The 17247-nt window shown below is 42.0% G+C and carries 16 protein-coding genes; 4 read left to right on the top strand and 12 right to left on the bottom strand.

What is annotated here, in order from left to right:
- Positions 1 to 69: 69 nt before the first annotated feature.
- The 4 genes from EAH55_RS17765 to EAH55_RS17750 form a co-directional block, all read right to left on the bottom strand.
- Positions 70 to 2172 carry a ComEC/Rec2 family competence protein gene (locus EAH55_RS17765; RefSeq protein ID WP_121810803.1) on the bottom strand — a complete coding sequence of 701 codons (2103 nt, stop codon included), beginning with the start codon at positions 2170 to 2172 and terminating at the stop codon, positions 70 to 72.
- 90 nt (positions 2173 to 2262) lie between these two features.
- Positions 2263 to 2598, bottom strand: coding sequence for a MerR family transcriptional regulator (locus EAH55_RS17760; protein WP_114940357.1), 336 nt, complete (start codon positions 2596 to 2598; stop codon positions 2263 to 2265).
- Positions 2599 to 2714: 116 nt separating this feature from the next.
- A complete protein-coding gene (locus EAH55_RS17755; protein ID WP_121810802.1) occupies positions 2715 to 3377 on the bottom strand; it encodes a hypothetical protein in 663 nt (220 codons plus the stop codon).
- Between the two features lie 272 nt (positions 3378 to 3649).
- On the bottom strand, positions 3650 to 3850 hold the full coding sequence (locus tag EAH55_RS17750; RefSeq protein ID WP_121810801.1) for an addiction module protein: 201 nt from the start codon (positions 3848 to 3850) through the stop codon (positions 3650 to 3652).
- A 137-nt stretch (positions 3851 to 3987) separates the two neighbouring features.
- Here EAH55_RS17750 and alaS point away from each other — a divergent pair, with 137 nt between their 5' ends.
- On the top strand, positions 3988 to 6627 hold the full coding sequence (gene alaS, locus EAH55_RS17745) for an alanine--tRNA ligase (protein WP_121810800.1): 2640 nt from the start codon (positions 3988 to 3990) through the stop codon (positions 6625 to 6627).
- Positions 6628 to 6827: 200 nt separating this feature from the next.
- Here the strand turns inward: alaS and EAH55_RS17740 are convergent, their stop codons facing one another.
- Complete coding sequence (locus tag EAH55_RS17740; RefSeq protein ID WP_121810799.1) at positions 6828 to 7340, bottom strand: hypothetical protein; 513 nt, start codon at positions 7338 to 7340, stop codon at positions 6828 to 6830.
- A gap of 373 nt (positions 7341 to 7713) precedes the next feature.
- On the opposite strand from EAH55_RS17740, the gene gatB reads away from it, so the two are divergent.
- From gatB to EAH55_RS17725, 3 genes are all read left to right on the top strand, one after another.
- A complete protein-coding gene (gatB, locus tag EAH55_RS17735; protein WP_121810798.1) occupies positions 7714 to 9183 on the top strand; it encodes an Asp-tRNA(Asn)/Glu-tRNA(Gln) amidotransferase subunit GatB in 1470 nt (489 codons plus the stop codon).
- Positions 9184 to 10329, top strand: coding sequence for a TlpA disulfide reductase family protein (locus EAH55_RS17730; protein WP_121810797.1), 1146 nt, complete (start codon positions 9184 to 9186; stop codon positions 10327 to 10329).
- 106 nt (positions 10330 to 10435) lie between these two features.
- The gene (locus EAH55_RS17725) at positions 10436 to 11125 is read left to right on the top strand and encodes a response regulator transcription factor (protein WP_022831601.1); all 690 of its coding nucleotides are present in this window, start codon (positions 10436 to 10438) and stop codon (positions 11123 to 11125) included.
- A 91-nt stretch (positions 11126 to 11216) separates the two neighbouring features.
- Here the strand turns inward: EAH55_RS17725 and arsB are convergent, their stop codons facing one another.
- The 7 genes from arsB to EAH55_RS17690 form a co-directional block, all read right to left on the bottom strand.
- Positions 11217 to 12299, bottom strand: coding sequence for an ACR3 family arsenite efflux transporter (arsB, locus tag EAH55_RS17720; RefSeq protein ID WP_121810796.1), 1083 nt, complete (start codon positions 12297 to 12299; stop codon positions 11217 to 11219).
- Between the two features lies 1 nt (position 12300).
- Positions 12301 to 12726, bottom strand: a complete 426-nt coding sequence (locus tag EAH55_RS17715; RefSeq protein WP_121810795.1) for an arsenate reductase ArsC — start codon at positions 12724 to 12726, stop codon at positions 12301 to 12303.
- 10 nt (positions 12727 to 12736) lie between these two features.
- Complete coding sequence (locus EAH55_RS17710) at positions 12737 to 13570, bottom strand: arsenite methyltransferase (protein ID WP_121810794.1); 834 nt, start codon at positions 13568 to 13570, stop codon at positions 12737 to 12739.
- A 40-nt stretch (positions 13571 to 13610) separates the two neighbouring features.
- Complete coding sequence (locus tag EAH55_RS17705) at positions 13611 to 13940, bottom strand: ArsR/SmtB family transcription factor (protein WP_121810793.1); 330 nt, start codon at positions 13938 to 13940, stop codon at positions 13611 to 13613.
- A 152-nt stretch (positions 13941 to 14092) separates the two neighbouring features.
- Positions 14093 to 14578 carry a hypothetical protein gene (locus EAH55_RS17700; protein ID WP_121810792.1) on the bottom strand — a complete coding sequence of 162 codons (486 nt, stop codon included), beginning with the start codon at positions 14576 to 14578 and terminating at the stop codon, positions 14093 to 14095.
- A gap of 157 nt (positions 14579 to 14735) precedes the next feature.
- On the bottom strand, positions 14736 to 15902 hold the full coding sequence (locus EAH55_RS17695; RefSeq protein ID WP_121810932.1) for an aldose epimerase family protein: 1167 nt from the start codon (positions 15900 to 15902) through the stop codon (positions 14736 to 14738).
- A gap of 43 nt (positions 15903 to 15945) precedes the next feature.
- The gene (locus EAH55_RS17690; RefSeq protein WP_121810791.1) at positions 15946 to 16998 is read right to left on the bottom strand and encodes a UDP-glucose--hexose-1-phosphate uridylyltransferase; all 1053 of its coding nucleotides are present in this window, start codon (positions 16996 to 16998) and stop codon (positions 15946 to 15948) included.
- Between the last annotated feature and the right edge of the window lie 249 nt (positions 16999 to 17247).

The following is a 17247-nucleotide window of genomic DNA, read 5'->3' as shown; positions in this document are numbered from 1 at the left end:
TGATTTAATACAAAATTGACTTTTATTAATTAAAAGACAAATTTTTAGGTATGTAGTTTAATATGTTTTTCAATTAGATGCTGCCACAAACGAATTGTTACGTTTTAAAACCACATAATTAGTATGCAGGTAGCGGGCCTGATCCACAATAATCTGCACGGTTTTAGGGGTGTTTGTGGCATCAATAATTATGGTATGATATTCGTGATTTTTATTAATAATAGCAAGCGGAATTTTAGGGCTGCCGGTAATGTATAGGTAGTCAGTTTTTTGTTTTAGGGTTGATGTAGTATCGATATCGCCTTTGCTAATGATAGCTATAGATTGATCCCGGAACTGTATAAAATTATCCTGCTTTCGTAAAAATGCCGACCGGATCTCTTGATCTGGTTGGTACAATGCAACATCGCTTACTTTACAACTATCAAGGTACGGCCTTATGGAGTAATTGTAGTTTTTATCGGTATCGGTAAGGTTGCTTATTACAATGGCGTGGTTGCCGTTTTTGAACACGATACCCGAGTTTTTACGCAGGTTTAAAAAGGCGATGCCGTTTGTGTTGTATGAGCGATATTTTTTTACGCCGATACTAAAGGCAAACAAAAGCATCAGTACAAAGCCCGTTCGTAACAGCCAGGCTCGTTTATCATACAAAAAGTAAAACATGCAAATGATAATGGCATAGAGTAAAAGGTACTCGGTTGTGGTGAGCCATATTTTGCTGATGCTTGCAAAAGGTAAATGCTCAACCCAGGCCAGTACATAGTTCATGAGTAAAATGGTTTTTTCTAAAAGCCAGGCCAGGCAAGCCGATAGATAAGGGATTTGAGGTAGCAGCAGGTAAAAAATACCGCTGTACATGATAACAGCGGTTGGGATAACAATAAATAAATTACTGAACAGAAAATAAACCGGGAACTGGTGAAAGTAAAAGGCACTTAGCGGAAAGGTAATAACCTGCGCAGCTACAGATACCGAGCAAAGGACCCAGAGTTTGTCTATCCATTGATTTTTGAAAGTAAACCACGCGTAAACTACCGGCTGTAAAATAACAAGTCCGGCTACGGCGAGGTAGGACAACTGAAAGCCCACATCCGTTATCAGTAAAGGATTGTACAATAACAATATAAACGCGGATATAGCCAGGATATTTAAATTGTTGATATACCGGTTATAGGTTTTCCCTATGATAACTGTACTGATCATTACTGCGGCCCGGCAAACTGCAGGTGAGAACCCGGTAAGCATGGCATAATACCAGATAACGGGAATGATGATGACTGCCCTGATGAGCCGGCCATGCCTCCACCTGTCCAGAAAACGAAGGATAAAAGCCAGCAAAGCCCAGATTATTGCCACATGTGCGCCTGAAACCGACAGCACATGGATAGTACCGGTTTTGGAATATGCCTGCAGTACATCGTCGCTTAAATCGGCTTTGTAACCTAATATCAGGGTAGAGGCTACGGCTATGGCGTTTGGATTACGTAATTGTTGTTTTAGTCTTTGAACCATTTGTCGCCTGAGGGACAATGCTTGCGATATGAAAGGGTTACCTGTATTTGATTGTACCAAACGATATTGTCCCGGATATAAAAACTCCTGGTAATAAACATTCTGGTGCGCGAGGTATTTTTTGTAGTTAAATTCTGCCGGGTTAAAGGGCGGATCGATAGGGGAGTACTTGCCGGGAATCAGCAGTTCATCACCATAAGTGAGTTTTATTGCCACGCTATCTTTTATCGCGATTAGCAATGTACCGTTTGTCGGAATTGCTTGCTTTTGGTTGACATTTGCAATCACACTGGCGGTAAATCGGAATATCCCATTTTTCAACTGTGGCTCATTATTAATACGCACCAATAGCGTTTGTGCTGGCTGCTTTGAAAAATACCCGGTACTATTAAGCTCATTGTTATTGATGGCAGCTATCCAACCTGCAAGTAGTAGCAGCAGATGAATGAGAATACCGCCGAGCCATCGTTTTTTATAAACTTTAAAACGGTTATAATAAAAATTAAGCAGCAGGAACAAGATCAGCAGACTGGCAAAACCAATAGCCAGCGGCATCAAATATATTCCCGAATTGAAATTGATACCGAGGCTTATACCTAATAAAAACGGAAGCAATAAAATAACAACCGGGATCTCGCCCTTATGGTTAGCGATCATATTAAGTACGGCTTGTTATTGCAGGTAACGGCATGGTTGTAGGTTAATCCAACAAGATTATAAAAATAAAGATAGTTTTTATGCTGCAGATTACAACTGGTCGCGTACTTCGAGCAGGAACTTTTTGAGGTTTTCGAGCGAGTCGATAACACGTTGGTTATCCTTGGTATCACCCATATTGTTTTTGAGGTGTTCCTTAGCGCCGTTTAATGTGTAGCCCTTATCGCGGATGAGGTGGAAGATGATCTTGAAGTTTTCAATGTCTTCGGGAGTGAAATACCGGTTGCCTTTTTTGTTTTTCTTGGGCTGCAGTACATCAAATTCCTTTTCATAAAAACGTATAAGCGACTGATTAACATCAAACATGGCCGATACCTCGCCCATGGTGTAGTACATCTTGCTTATTTCACGTTCCTTATACGGCATAATACAAATGTAAGTGTTTAGTATTAAAGTCCGCAAGTCTATAAAACGGAAAGTCTGCAAGTTTCAGATGTTATTTTTCCTGATGGCCAGTAAAGGGAAGCAGGAAAAACTTCTGCTTATTTTTTTTCAGCGTAGTTGAGTGTGTATTCCCTTATAGCAACAGTATCACGATCGCCGAGTGTGCTAAGACCTGCTGTATTAAATTCGTTGGATACCCACATTACATTACGCGCGATAACTTTACCTGTATTAGGATCACGTTGCAAATAGCAAAAATCCATTTGACTGATTTTGGTAGCAGAATAGTCTCCCTGTAAAATTAAAGGCCATTGGTAAATAAAATTATTACCAGAGCTTTTTAAACCTGGATATTTATATAATGGAGCAAATTTTACCGCAGCGTCAAGTGGCGGGATCACTGAATATACATTGGCCGAAAATATCGACTTATGGTCCTGACTTTCATCAATAAATGAGTATTTATCGCCTCCAATCTGAATCTCATTTTTAGAATTCACTACAATCGTACCTCCGCTTGTCCAACTTGGATGCAATATCAGGTTAAGGCCGGTTGATACAATTGCTTTGGCTTTAATTGCAGGATCGGTGACCTCTCCTTTATTGGTAAACACTCTTTCAGTGGATAAAAATGTTGTTCCCTGATATTCAAGCGTCTTTGGGAACTCATTGACAATAGCAGGCTTTTCTTTTTTGCAGGATACGCCGGTAATGCTTATAATAGTGAGTAATAAGAGGATAGGTTTGTAAGATAATTTCATAATAATTGTGATAGGTTGCAAATTTAGGTTAATAATTAATAGTAATAATTATAAATATATAACACAGACACATTAAAAGATTAAAAGTTTAATTGTGTTCCTGAAAATAAGAACTTGGATTATAAAAGGAGAATGCACTATTTAGTACAAAGTATTGATGAGCAGTTTTAAATGAGCTGAAAATCCCGTAAAGATTCGATAAGTTAGATAGATGCCTGCTGGACTGGTAAGGTAGCGTAAGGTTCGAAAAGTCTTAAAAGGAGACCTTTGCGTTATTTGCTTTCGCTCCAGGGAAGGGAAGAAGCTTTACCGGCTAAAAAATCGGCCTTGCGGCTGGCCAGTTCCTTAGCCTGCTGTTCAAGTATGGCATCGCCTTCATTATCTACACGGTAGTTATAATCCAAACTGTCAAGAAATGCCAGAAGTACTCGTTTCTCCTGTTCGTTTTGAATGTCTACTCTTAAAGTTTCCATATGCAAATTTAAGTTAAATATGACAAATCGCGCTAATAGTATCGACGAACAAAGCCTAAATCAGCTATAATTAATAAATAAATCTGAAATCGAAAATCCGATATCCGAAATAATTGAAAATCCTATCTTTGCTCCCTATGACTGCTACTGAAATACGACAGGCTTTTCTTGATTTTTTTGTTTCAAAGGGACATACCATCGTTCCTTCGGCACCAATTGTAATTAAAAACGATCCAACCCTGATGTTTACCAACGCGGGGATGAACCAGTTTAAAGATATATTTTTAGGCGAGGCGGCACCTAAGGCCCCGCGCGTGGCCGATACACAACGTTGTTTACGCGTATCGGGTAAGCACAACGATTTGGAAGAAGTAGGTATCGATACCTATCATCACACCATGTTTGAAATGCTGGGCAACTGGAGCTTTGGCGACTACTTTAAAAAAGAAGCCATTGCCTGGAGCTGGGAACTGCTTACCGAAGTGTACAAGCTGCCTAAAGACCGCCTGTATGTTACCTACTTTGAAGGCGACGAAAAGGAAGGCCTTGAAGCGGATACCGAAACCTACCAACTGTGGAAACAGTATGTGGCTGAAGATCATATTCTTCGCGGTAACAAAAAAGATAACTTTTGGGAAATGGGCGAAACTGGCCCCTGTGGTCCGTGTTCGGAAATTCACTTTGACAGTCGCCCGGATAGCGAGCGTGCCGAAGAAAGCGGTGCTACATTAGTAAATGCGGATCACGACCAGGTTATTGAAATCTGGAACGATGTATTTATGCAGTTTAACCGCCTTAAAGGTGGTGTATTGCAGTCGCTCCCTAATAAACATGTTGATACCGGGATGGGTTTTGAGCGTTTGGTGCGTGTGCTGCAGGGTAAAACATCTAACTATGATACTGATGTTTTTCAACCGATGATCCAATTCATTGCCGAAAAATCAGGCAAAAAATATAACAGCGCCGCTAAACCAGGTGACGCTGACTGGAACGATGCCGTAGCTATGCGCGTACTGGCCGATCATATCCGTGCCATAAGCTTCGCTATTGCCGACGGACAATTGCCTGCAAGTAATAAAGCGGGTTATGTGATCCGCAGGGTCTTGCGAAGGGCTGTGCGTTATAGCTATCAAACTTTAGGTTTTAAGGAGCCTTTCTTTAATCAGCTTGTACCGTTATTGGCCGAACAGTTCAAGGGGGTGTTCAATAATCTATTTGAGCAGAAAGATTTTGTGCAGAAGGTAATTCTGGAAGAGGAGGTTTCTTTCTTAAGGACCCTGCAACAAGGTATCAGCTATTTTAACAAAAGTGTGAGCAGTAATACTGATAAAGTGTTAAGTGGCGCGCTCGCATTTGAGTTGTCTGACACCTATGGTTTTCCTATCGACCTTACTGAACTGATGGCCCGAGAAATAGGCTGGACGGTAGATATGAAAGGTTTTGATGCTGCCCTTCAGGAACAGAAAACCCGTTCCCGTGCAGCTACCGCAATTGATACCGGCGATTGGATCGTTCTGAAAGATGATGAATCAGTGGAGTTTACAGGTTACGATGAAACCGAAACTGTTGCCCATATCGTAAAGTACCGTAAAGTAACGGCTAAAGGTAAAGAACAATATCAATTGGTATTGGATAAAACCCCTTTCTATGCCGAAAGCGGTGGCCAGGTGGGTGATAAAGGCGAACTGGTTTTCCCTGATGGGGAGATCATCCTGGTTACAGACACCAAAAAAGAAAACGGACTGATAGTTCATTTTACTGATAAATTGCCGCAGGATATTGACGATGCTTTGACCGCCATTGTTGATCCGGCTTTACGCAGCCAAACCAACAGTAACCACTCGGCTACGCACTTGCTGCATGCAGCTATGAAGCAGGTATTGGGCGCACACGTAAACCAAAAAGGTTCGTTGGTTAATGCCGATTATCTGAGGTTCGACTTTTCTCACTTTGCTAAAGTTACCGACGAGGAGCTGGCGCAGATTGAGGCTATAGTAAACCAAAAGGTACGTGAAAATATCCCGCTTAAGGAAGAGCGCAGCGTATTATATGCCGAGGCTATCAGCAGCGGTGTAACAGCCCTGTTCGGCGAAAAATATGGCGAGTATGTGCGTGTAATTACTTTTGATGATAATTTCAGCAAGGAGCTTTGCGGTGGTACGCACGTAAAGGCAACCGGGCAAATCGGTTTCTTTAAAATTATAGCCGAAAGCGCTGTTGCCGCAGGTGTACGCCGTATTGAGGCTATTACTGGTGTTGCTGCCGAAAAATATATTGTTACCCAAAACGCTTTGGTTAACCAGTTAAAGGAATTGCTTAAAAATCCAAAGGATCTTTCAAAAAGTATTGAAGGATTGCTGGATGAAAATGCTAAACTGAAAAAAGAGATCGAGAAATCGATCCTCGAAAAATCATCAGGTCTGAAAACCGAACTGGCTCAAAAAGCCGAAGCTATTGGCGACATCAATTTCATCGCCCAAAAAGTAGCTCTGCCCAATGCTGACGCGGTTAAAAACCTGGCTTATCAGCTTAAAGACATTGTATCAAACCTGTTCCTGGTGCTGGTAGCCGATTTCGACGGCAAACCAAGTATCACCGTAATGATTGCCGAAAACCTGGTGAAAGAAAAAGGCCTGCATGCCGGTAATATCGTAAAAGAACTGGCCAAAGAGGTTAAAGGCGGCGGCGGCGGTCAGCCGTTTTTCGCAACTGCCGGCGGTAGTGACGTGAGCGGGTTGGATAACGCGCTGGCTAAGGCGAGAAGCTTTGTAGCTTAGTTAAAAAAGCAAAATCTCAAAATGATGTCATTGCGAGCGAAGCGCGGCAATCTCGTAGCCAATGCCTTTCCGCCCTGTACAGCTACGAGATTGCTTCGTCGTTCCTCCTCGCGATGACATAAAATAAAAAAACGACCGCCTCAACAGAAGCGGTCGTTTTTATTTTATATACTTTTTTTGGGGAAAAGTCTTGTTGAATATTAATGGCGGTGACCATTATCGTGTCCACGGTGTTCAACTACGCGGGTACGTTTTACTACAGTTTTATGTGGCTTTTTGTAGTGGTTTACAACGCGTGTGCGGTTCACCACATGTGTACGGTTCACTACCCTGGTATGGTAATTATCACGAACAATCACGTTACGGGTACCGCGGTAACGGGCATAAGTGTCACGGTCGTGCGCAAAATAAGTGTATGGCCTTGGGCGGTTTACGGCAACTTTATAACCGGTGGCAATATTATAACTTCTATAGCGTGGAGGCAAAGCAGCCCTTCTAACCCATGTACCACCTTCTAAATAAACGTATTGATGGGTTGGCACATAGTAGTAGCTTTCTACATCAGGTAAATAGTAATAGTTAACGCCTGCATATTCGGCAGGAGGGTTCCATAAACCAACGTTTACATTTACGTTTACCTGCGCATTTGATTTTGTAACCGAAGCCGCAAGTACAAAACATCCCGCAAGCATTCCTAAAATTAACTTTTTCATAGTGTCTGTCTAAATATGCGGCACATATTCAATTTCCGTGCCTGTATGTTGATAGACGGGTTCAACAGCCGAAGGTTTAAATCTTAAAGATCGCCGGTAATCAACTTTTGCTTTTTTGAGTGCAAGCTTGATTGGATTTTTCAGGTTTAATGCTTTTGGCCTCGAAAAAATTAATGTTAAAAAAAGCTACTGGTACGATTACTGCAGCTCATTGATTATGTGTAGTAAACTGTAAACCTGATGTTTCCTACCGTATAAGTATATTATTGCATCTTTACGGTTGTTTTTAAGAGTAAAATGGTACCGATAGTTTATTAATCTTTATATATTTGGTTTTTATAGCTATGTAAACTATAGCTGAATTTTTTATTTTATGACAGTTCTCGCAGACGGGATAGCTGAAAAGTACGAGTTGGTTATAGGCCTCGAAGTACACGCGCAGTTATCTACATCAAGTAAGGTATTCTCGGCAGATTCTGCTGCCTTTGGTGCCGAACCTAATCGCCATGTTAGCGCGGTATCGCTGGGCCATCCCGGTACTTTACCCTTTATTAATAAAAAAGCGGTTGAATATGCCGTTAAAATGGGCCTGGCCTGTAATTGCACTATCAACCTGAATAATAGCTTCGCCCGTAAAAATTATTTTTATGCCGATTTGCCTAAAGGTTACCAGATAAGCCAGGATCAGGCTCCGATATGCCTTAAAGGTTATGTGCCTGTGAAACTGGCCGATGGTACTGAAAAGAATATCGCGCTACATCATATCCATATGGAAGAGGATGCAGGTAAAAGTATGCACGATCAGCACCACGCCGATTCACTGATAGACCTGAACCGCGCCGGTGTGCCGCTGGTTGAGATCGTATCTGAACCCGATATGCGCAGCGCCGAAGAGGCTGGCCAGTTCCTTACCGAGATGCGTAAGATATTGCGTTACCTGGATATCTGCGATGGCAACATGGAAGAAGGCAGTATGCGTTGCGATGCCAATATTTCGGTTAGGCTTAGAGGAGCTACCGCTTATGGTAACCGCTGCGAAGTGAAAAACCTGAACTCTATCCGTAACGTGCAACGCGCTATTGAGCATGAGTTTGTACGCCAGGTAAATATTATCGAGGCTGGTGGCCATATCGATCAAAATACGCTGAACTTTAACGCTGATACCGGCGAAACCTCGGTGCTGCGCTCAAAAGAGATGGCAAACGATTACCGCTACTTCCCCGAACCAGACCTGCCGCCTTTGAAACTCGCTAACGAGTATGTTGAGAACATTCGTAAAGGTTTACCTGCATTACCTGCCCAGTTATATCATAAATATACCGAGCAATTAGGCTTAACAGCTTATGATGCTTCGGTTATCACCGCTGATAGGGATACCGCTGTTTATTTTGAGTCGCTGATAAAACATACCGATCATTATAAAGCCGCTGCCAACTGGTTGATGGGCGCTGTGCGCTCATACCTGAACGATCATAACCAAATCATTGGTAACTTTGCTGTTACGCCGCAAAACCTTGCCGCCCTCATCAAACTAATTGACACCGGGGTGATAAATAATTCTGTAGCTTCGCACAAACTATTCCCTGTCATGATCAAGGAACCGGGCAAAAAACCGGGTGATCTGGCTCAGGAACTTAACTTGCTTATCAGTGCTGATGGCGATGATGTAACCCGTTTTATAAAGGATGCCATCGCTAAATATCCTGATAAGGTTAAGGAATACCAAAAGGGAAAAAAGGGCGTTTTAGGCCTGTTTATGGGTGAGATCATGAAAAGCTCAAAAGGCAAGATCGATCCGCAGAAAACTAACCAGCTATTGATTAAAGAATTAGAAGCTAAGTAAATGAAAGTTAAAAATATGGCTGCCGGCGCATTGTTATTGCTAAGCGCTGGTATGTACTCTTGTAAAAACCAATCGCAGTTCAGCGTTTCGGGAACAATTAAAAATCCGGGTGCGCTTAAAGCTGTTTATTTGATTGAGGCCGATAGCTCAGGCTTAAAAATTGTTGACTCAACCTCATTGGGCGAGGGTGGCAAATTTGAGTTTAAGCACGTAGCGCTTTATCCAAACCTGTTTAAACTTCGTGTAGGTAATACCGGCCCGCAGGGCAGCGAAATGCAGGGCGAAAACCTGTACGACTTTATCGCTAAAAATGGTGACGATATCGAGTTTGAAACCGACAATAACGATAAAAAGCACGAGTATACCATTAAAGGTTCTGACGATTCGGACAAAATAAAAGAGTTTAACCGCATCAGTAACCTTTATGGCGATAAAAACGCCAAGCTTTTTGCCGAGTACCAGGAAAAATCACACGGCGAACGTAACGATTCGCTGCTGAAAATATACATGCCTATATTTTTAAAGAACGTGAACGAAAGTGGTGAGGCGGTTTTAAAATTTGTGAACGACAATAAAAACTCGCTTGCAGGTTTCTACGCGGCTACCACACTTGACCCTACAAAATACGAAGCTCAACTGATTAAGTTTGCCGACGAGATCAGGGGCGATTTTAAAGATAACCCCACTGTACAAAAATTCATAGCGCAGATGGATAAGGCTAAGCCGATCTCTATCGGTCATAAAGCGCCTGAATTTGCTGTTAACGGCATTGATGGTAAACCAATCAAGTTGTCTGATTACAAAGGCAAATATGTGATGATTGATTTCTGGGCTTCATGGTGCCAGCCTTGCCGCCAGGAAAACCCTAATGTGGTTAAACAATATGCTGCTTTTAATTCTAAAGGCTTTAATATATTAGGTGTATCCCTTGATAAAGATAAAGATCCATGGCAAAAAGCTATCAATGATGATAAACTTACCTGGGCGCACGGATCTGATTTAAATGGCTTTGAAGGCCCTACAGAAAGGCTTTATCATATTGAGGCTATCCCTTCAAATTTCATTATCGACCCGCAGGGAAACATCGTTGCCAAGAATATTACAGGCGCCGATCTTGAAGCTTTTTTAAATAAAACATTTAAATAGCCTCAACTTACGGTTAATATAAGGTAACGTTTAACAATTTGTTAATATTAGCTTAACTATTAGCTGTTGTAAAGCGTATACTTTTATACAAAAAAATTAACGCAACATGAGCAGCACCGCAAAACAGAAAATACTTATTGTTGATGATGAACCGGATATTTTAGAACTGATTGAGTATAACCTAAAAAAAGAGGGTTACCAGGTGTTTTTAGCACGTAATGGCCAGGAAGCCGTTGCCGAAGCAAAGAAAGCCTTACCTGATTTGATTGTACTGGACATCATGATGCCTAAAATGGATGGGATAGAAGCATGCCGCATTATGCGCACCATGCCCGAGTTTAAAAATACCTTTATGGTGTTTTTAACAGCCCGCAGCGAAGAGTATTCGGAAATTGCCGGTTTTAATGTAGGTGCCGATGATTATATTGCAAAACCTATTAAACCCCGCGCACTGGTTAGCCGCATAAACGCGATACTGCGCCGTAATGCCCCTGCCGAAGACGTAATTGATAACAAACTGGAAATTGGCGACCTGGTTATCGACCGTGAAGCTTACCTGGTTTACAAAAACGGCGTTAAGGTAGTATTGGCCAAAAAAGAATTTGAATTGCTTTACCTGCTGGCTTCAAAACCAGGCAAGGTTTATACCCGCGAGGTGATCCTTAAAAATATCTGGGAAGATTCGGTAGTAGTTACCAACCGTACCATCGACGTACACATTCGTAAACTACGCGAAAAACTGGGCGACGATTGTGTTGCTACGGTAAAAGGTGTAGGTTACAAATTTGAGGCGTAAGCCCCCGGCCCCCTAAAGGGGGAGTTTGGAATATTAAAAAAGCGATTGGTTTTCCAATCGCTTTTTTTGTGCCTATATCGTCAGCCGGTCTTTAGTTCACAGTTTCGGTTTCTTTAGTATAATATTTTCGCCGAAGCCAAAATGCCGCATTAACCAATGCTATCAAAGCCGGAACCTCCACCAGCGGGCCAATTACCCCGGCAAAGGCCTGCCCTGAGTTAATGCCGAATACGCCTATTGACACCGCAATGGCCAGCTCAAAATTATTGCCGGTAGCTGTAAAGGCTATTGATGTGCTTTTTGAATAATCGGCACCGAAGTATTTGCCAGTAAAGAAACTCAGTAAAAACATAATGGCAAAGTACAGTACCAGTGGTATAGCAATATGTACAACGTCCATTGGGATCTGTACGATAAGTCTGCCTTTAAGGCTAAACATAACTATAATAGTAAACAAAAGCGCGATTAACGTAACAGGTGAAATAAAGGGAATAAACTTTTGCTGAAACCAATCGATGCCTTTTAACCTGATTAGCGCGTAGCGACTAACAACCCCCGCGGTGAAAGGGATGCCAAGATATATACCTACGCTTTTGGCAATCTGAATTACGGTGATATGAATCTGAAGGCCCTTAAAGCCGAATAAGGGCGGTAGTACGGTTATGAAAATATAAGCGTACACACTGTATAAAAGTACCTGGAAAATGCTGTTCAAAGCTATCAGACCCGCAGCGTATTCACGGTTGCCATCGGCAAGTTCATTCCACACCACCACCATGGCAATACAACGTGCAAGCCCGATGAGTATGAGCCCTACCATATACTCGGGGTAGCTATGCAGGAAAACTAATGCCAATATGAACATCAGTACCGGCCCTATGATCCAGTTTAAAAACAGGGACGCACTCAAGACTTTAACATCCTTAAACACTTTGCCCATATGTTCGTATTTTACTTTGGCAAGCGGTGGGTACATCATCAATATAAGCCCGATGGCCAGGGGGATATTGGTTGTACCGGTTGAAAATGAGTTGATAAAGCCTGATGATGAAGGTATAAAATAGCCTATGGCAACCCCTATAATCATAGCCAGGAAAATCCAGACGGTAAGATACCGGTCGATAAAACCAAGCCGTTTTCGTTCAATGGCTGGAGCACAATTATTGGCAGACATATTAAGGCCTTTCTGTTAAATAGCCCATCACAAACTCCCGGGCATATACTTTGATCTGCTCCCGTACTTTTCTAAATTCATCCATCACCTCATCTTCGGTACCACGGGCTTTTGCCGGATCCGGGAAATTATGGTGGAAACGTTTTACATCCCCCGGAAAAAACGGACAGGCTTCCTTTGCGTTATCACAAACAGTGATCACATAGTCAAATTTAACATCGGCATATTCATCAACATGGTTTGATGTGTGGCCGGAAATATCAATGCCGTCCTCTGCCATTATTTTAATGGCTTTGGGGTTTACGCCATGTGTTTCAATACCGGCGCTATATATGTTTGCGCTATCGCCGGCAAAATGTTTTAAATATCCTTCGGCTATCTGGCTTCGGCAACTATTGCCTGTGCATAATACTAATACATTTTTCATTTATTATTGATTAACAGCAGCCGGGTTCGCAGCATGCTTTAGGTTTTTCGGCATAAACAGTAACACTTACAATAGCTCCGTTGCTATTTTTGAATTCGGCAATCTCATCTGCCGACAGGTAATTAGCCAAGATATCGTCGGGGATTACTATAGGTTTTTCCTTTTGTATGGTGATATTCACAAAGCCATTTTTGCTGATGAACTCCAGATACGCGTCTTTTTGGATGGCTCCGGACACGCAGCCTGCATACATTTCGGCGGCCGTCCTGAGTTTTTCCGGTAACTCGCCGGTTAACACGATATCCGAAATGCTGAAGTGCCCGCCGGGTTTCAATACACGATAGATATCTTTAATCACTGCATTTTTATCAGGGACTAAATTCAACACGCAGTTACTCACAATTACATCGGCTACATTAGCTGTAACCGGCATATGCTCAATGTCGCCCAGGCGAAATTCTACGTTGTTAAAGCCAAGCTTTTCCGCGTTTTCACGGGCCTTACTAATCATTGCTTCTGTAAAATCAATACCGATCACTTTGCCTGTTTCGCCGGTTTCAGCACGGGCAATAAAGCAATCGTTACCCGCGCCGCTGCCAAGGTCAATAACGGTATCTCCCTTTTTAATCTGAGCAAATTGAGTGGGTAAACCGCATCCTAAACCCAGGTCGGCATCAGCATTGTAACCCTGTAGTTCGGTGTAGTCTTCGCTCATAATATTATAAACCTCGGTTGAGCAGCCGCCTGCACCGCAGCATGACGATTGATTGGTATCCTTATCCTGCAAGGCTATTTCGCTGTATTTCAGCTTTACCAATTCTTTTAATTCCTCGTTTGTTTTCATTTGTTTATTGCAATATTGCGATTGATATAATCAAAAAATTTTAACAGCAGCTATTGATGCCTTTGTAAGATGAGAACAATTTGTTTAGTTCATTATTCAGGTTTTTCCAGGCTTCAGGTTCAATGCAATAGCAAACGCTTACACCTTCAATAGTGCCTTGAATTAGACCTGCATTTTTTAACTCTTTAAGGTGCTGGGATACCGTGGGCTGCGCCAAGCCTAACTCGGCCGACAGATCACCACAAATACACGCCTTCGCTTCTATTATGAGCTGAAGGGTAGCAATGCGGGCAGGGTGGGCAATAGCCTTAAGTTGTAGCGCCAGTTTATTCTGCTCGTCGGTAAATATTTCTGTTTTAGTAATGCCCATAATTATATTGCAATATTACGATTAATTAAATTGTTGTCAATAGCAGTTTTAATTATTTTTCGAAATTGTTTGCTTGACAGGAGGAGCTGAGGATAGGAGAGAGGAAGACTTACGAAGTTTCTGAAACTTCGTAAGTCTGGAAATGGGTAATGTTACTTGGCCGCTGCTGCAGCTTTCTTCTTAACTGAAGTAGCTGCTTTGGCAGTTTTTGCCGCTACGGCTTTTTTAGCCTCTGTAGCTTCGGTTTTGGCTTTTGTGGTAATGGCTTTAGCTTTGGTTGCTGCTTTAGCCTTAACATCAGCAACTTCTTTTTTGGCAGCTGCTGCTTCGTCCTTTACTTTGGTGGTAATGGCTTTAGCTTTGGTTTCTGCTTTAGCCTTTACTTCCGAAGCCGTTGTTTTGGCCTTGGCTGTTACCGCTTCAGCTTTTTTTGTTGCTGCTGTTTTCGCCGTTGCTACTTTTTTGGCAGTAGTGGCTTTTTTAGCGGTTACTTTTTCTTTTATATCTTCTATTTTTTCTTCGGCTGCTTCTTTTACGTCTTCGGCTGTGTCTTTTGTGCCTTCCCAAAGGCTTTCAATTGTTTCTTTAACCTTCTCGAAAAATCCTTTTTCTTCTGGTTGGGTTGAATTGTCACTCATGATGTTTTTTATAGATAGGTAAACAGATTGTTATTAATTAACCTTTTAACCTTAAAAAGTTTAGGTTTGTTTTAAATCTGCTTAACAAACACATCATATTTACATAAAACAAAAAGTCCCGCCGTTTGGGCAGGACTTCTTTATTAAAAGCATTCAATTATTTTACAACCGAAAATTTATAAAGCGATTGTGTTTTATAAGTATCGCCCGGTTTCAATTCAGTAGAGGGGAACTGTGGTTGATTTGGTGAATCAGGAAAATGCTGAGTTTCCATAGCGAATGATGTACGGTACTCATCTTTGATACCACGTTTCATCACGTTTTTAGCCTGCATAAAGTTACCGCTGTAAAATTGTAAGCCCGGCTCCTCGGTAAATACTTCCATCTTGATACCGCTTTTATCGCCAATAACTGTAGCGATTGGCGTGCTCAGATCATGTTTGTTTAACACGAAGTTATGATCATAACCTTTGCCATTTTTTAATTGGGCGTTATCCTCATTAATGCGTTTGCCAATAGTTTCGGGCTTGGTGAAATCAAACGGAGTACCTACAACTTTTTCAGGTTTTCCGGTAGGGATCAGGCCTGCGTCAACCGGTAAATAGTTATCTGCATCTATCTGCACTACGTGATCAAGAATAGTACCGCTACCTTCGCCATTTAAGTTAAAAAACGCGTGGTTTGTAAGGTTAACAACTGTTTTTTTATCAGTTGTAGCCTCGTACTGGCATTTAAATGAGTTATCATCTGTAAGGCTGTAAGTAACTTTAACATTGAGGTTACCAGGGAAACCTTCTTCCATATCTTTTGAAAGATAGGTAAGCTCCACGGTTGACGAATCAATCATTTTACCATCCCAAACCACTTCCTGGAAACCATGTTTACCACCGTGCAGCGTGTTTGGCGTATTGTTTATTGACGACTGGTAATCTTTGCCATCAATTTTAAAATGACCTTTGGCAATACGGTTACCGTAGCGACCAATAGTAGCACCATAATAACGTTCGGTTGATTTTTCAAAACCTTCTACATCATCAAAGCCCAAAACAACGTCGGTTAGCTTACCGTTTTTGTCAGGCACCGACAGGCTTACCACCCTGCCGCCATAATTGGTGATGGTAGCAGTTAAGCCGTTTTTGTTTTTAAGGGTGAACAGATGAGTCTGTTTTCCATCGATTGTTTTTTCGAATGCCGATGCAGTAGTTTTGGTGCTATCCGCCATAGTAGTGTTTTTCTGTGAGGTTGAAGTTTGATTACAAGCAGCCAAATATAGGCTACAGGCGGGTAAAATTGTTAAAGAAATACCTTTAATTAAGTTTCTCATAAATGGCTTGTTTATAGTTTGGTTTAAAAATAGCGTTTTTTCATTATCCCCTTTCTTTATAATGTACCTCACTTAAACCACGTAGCTTTTCGGCTGCAAATTCGGCGGTAATGTCGCGCTGCGGGTTTGCCAGCATTTCATAGCCCACCATGAATTTTTTAACTGTAGCCGAACGCAACAGCGGCGGATAAAAATGCATATGCCAGTGCCAGTAAGGATGCTCGCCCGAATTAACCGGCGATTGGTGCATACCTGCCGAATAAGGGAACGAAGTTTCAAACATGTTATCATACCTGATGGTCAATCTCCTGATAGCATCGGCAAGGGCGTGTTTTTCTTCTTCTGTAAAGTAAAGAATGCTGGTTACGTGCCTTTTGCTGATGATCATGGTTTCGTATGGCCAAACTGCCCAAAACGGTACTAACACCACAAAATGATCGTTTTCAAAAACGATGCGGTCTTGTTTTTTTAGTTCAAGTGCGAGGTAATCGGCCAACAAGCTTGTGCCTTTTTGCTCAAAATGAAGCTTTTGCTGCTGGGTTTCCTTAGCTACTTCAACCGGAAGGCTGTTTTGTGCCCAGATTTGCCCGTGCGGATGCGGGTTACTGCAACCCATGATATCGCCTTTGTTTTCAAAGATCTGGATGTGTTTAATCCATGGATAAGAGGCAAGGTCTTCAAATTCCGACTGCCATACATCAACCACTTTGCTGATCTCCTTGGTGGTCATCTGTGGCAGGGTAAGGTCATGACGTGGCGAAAAGCTGATCACCCGGCAAATACCTTTCTGGCTGTTTGCAACTAATAGTTCATCTTCATTTAAACCACCATCAGGCGTATTCAGCAAGAGCGATGAATAATCATTGGTGAAAACAAAGCTGCCTTTGTAGTCAGGGTTTTCACTTCCATCGGCGCGTTTGTTGGTAGGGCACAGGTAACAGGCCGGATCATATTGCGGGCGGTCATCGGCTTGTGTGGCCTCAACCTTGCCTTGCCATGGGCGTTTTGTACGATGCGGCGATACCAGGATCCAGTCGCCCGTTAAAATGTTTAACCTACTGTGAGGATGCTCTTTCAGATCAAAATTAGTGTCCATTAGTTTAAAATCAGGTAATAATTGGCTTAATACATGTAAGGTAGACAGTTATACCTTAGCGATTTCAAAGTTGGTAAAAATAAATGTAAACCATACATTTAAAATAGCTTTTTTGAAATAAATAGACAAAGTAGAAAGATTGATAGGATTTGTAGAAAAAGGAAGGGGGGAGGACTTTATGTCATTGCGAGGAGGAACGACGAAGCAATCGCATGCTATACAGGGCGACTAAGCTTCTGTGCGATTGCC

The organism is Mucilaginibacter kameinonensis (genome assembly GCF_003675385.1).
GTDB lineage: Bacteria > Bacteroidota > Bacteroidia > Sphingobacteriales > Sphingobacteriaceae > Mucilaginibacter > Mucilaginibacter kameinonensis.
Note: the sequence above shows the minus strand (reverse complement) of the source record. Positions and strands in the feature narration are given on the sequence as shown.

Coding starts and splice junctions, on each gene's coding strand:
- EAH55_RS17765 (WP_121810803.1), bottom strand. CDS start 2,172: ATGATCGCTAACCATAAGGGCGAGATCCCGGTTGTTATTTTATTGCTT.
- EAH55_RS17760 (WP_114940357.1), bottom strand. CDS start 2,598: ATGCCGTATAAGGAACGTGAAATAAGCAAGATGTACTACACCATGGGC.
- EAH55_RS17755 (WP_121810802.1), bottom strand. CDS start 3,377: ATGAAATTATCTTACAAACCTATCCTCTTATTACTCACTATTATAAGC.
- EAH55_RS17750 (WP_121810801.1), bottom strand. CDS start 3,850: ATGGAAACTTTAAGAGTAGACATTCAAAACGAACAGGAGAAACGAGTA.
- alaS (WP_121810800.1), top strand. CDS start 3,988: ATGACTGCTACTGAAATACGACAGGCTTTTCTTGATTTTTTTGTTTCA.
- EAH55_RS17740 (WP_121810799.1), bottom strand. CDS start 7,340: ATGAAAAAGTTAATTTTAGGAATGCTTGCGGGATGTTTTGTACTTGCG.
- gatB (WP_121810798.1), top strand. CDS start 7,714: ATGACAGTTCTCGCAGACGGGATAGCTGAAAAGTACGAGTTGGTTATA.
- EAH55_RS17730 (WP_121810797.1), top strand. CDS start 9,184: ATGAAAGTTAAAAATATGGCTGCCGGCGCATTGTTATTGCTAAGCGCT.
- EAH55_RS17725 (WP_022831601.1), top strand. CDS start 10,436: ATGAGCAGCACCGCAAAACAGAAAATACTTATTGTTGATGATGAACCG.
- arsB (WP_121810796.1), bottom strand. CDS start 12,299: ATGTCTGCCAATAATTGTGCTCCAGCCATTGAACGAAAACGGCTTGGT.
- EAH55_RS17715 (WP_121810795.1), bottom strand. CDS start 12,726: ATGAAAAATGTATTAGTATTATGCACAGGCAATAGTTGCCGAAGCCAG.
- EAH55_RS17710 (WP_121810794.1), bottom strand. CDS start 13,570: ATGAAAACAAACGAGGAATTAAAAGAATTGGTAAAGCTGAAATACAGC.
- EAH55_RS17705 (WP_121810793.1), bottom strand. CDS start 13,940: ATGGGCATTACTAAAACAGAAATATTTACCGACGAGCAGAATAAACTG.
- EAH55_RS17700 (WP_121810792.1), bottom strand. CDS start 14,578: ATGAGTGACAATTCAACCCAACCAGAAGAAAAAGGATTTTTCGAGAAG.
- EAH55_RS17695 (WP_121810932.1), bottom strand. CDS start 15,902: ATGAGAAACTTAATTAAAGGTATTTCTTTAACAATTTTACCCGCCTGT.
- EAH55_RS17690 (WP_121810791.1), bottom strand. CDS start 16,998: ATGGACACTAATTTTGATCTGAAAGAGCATCCTCACAGTAGGTTAAAC.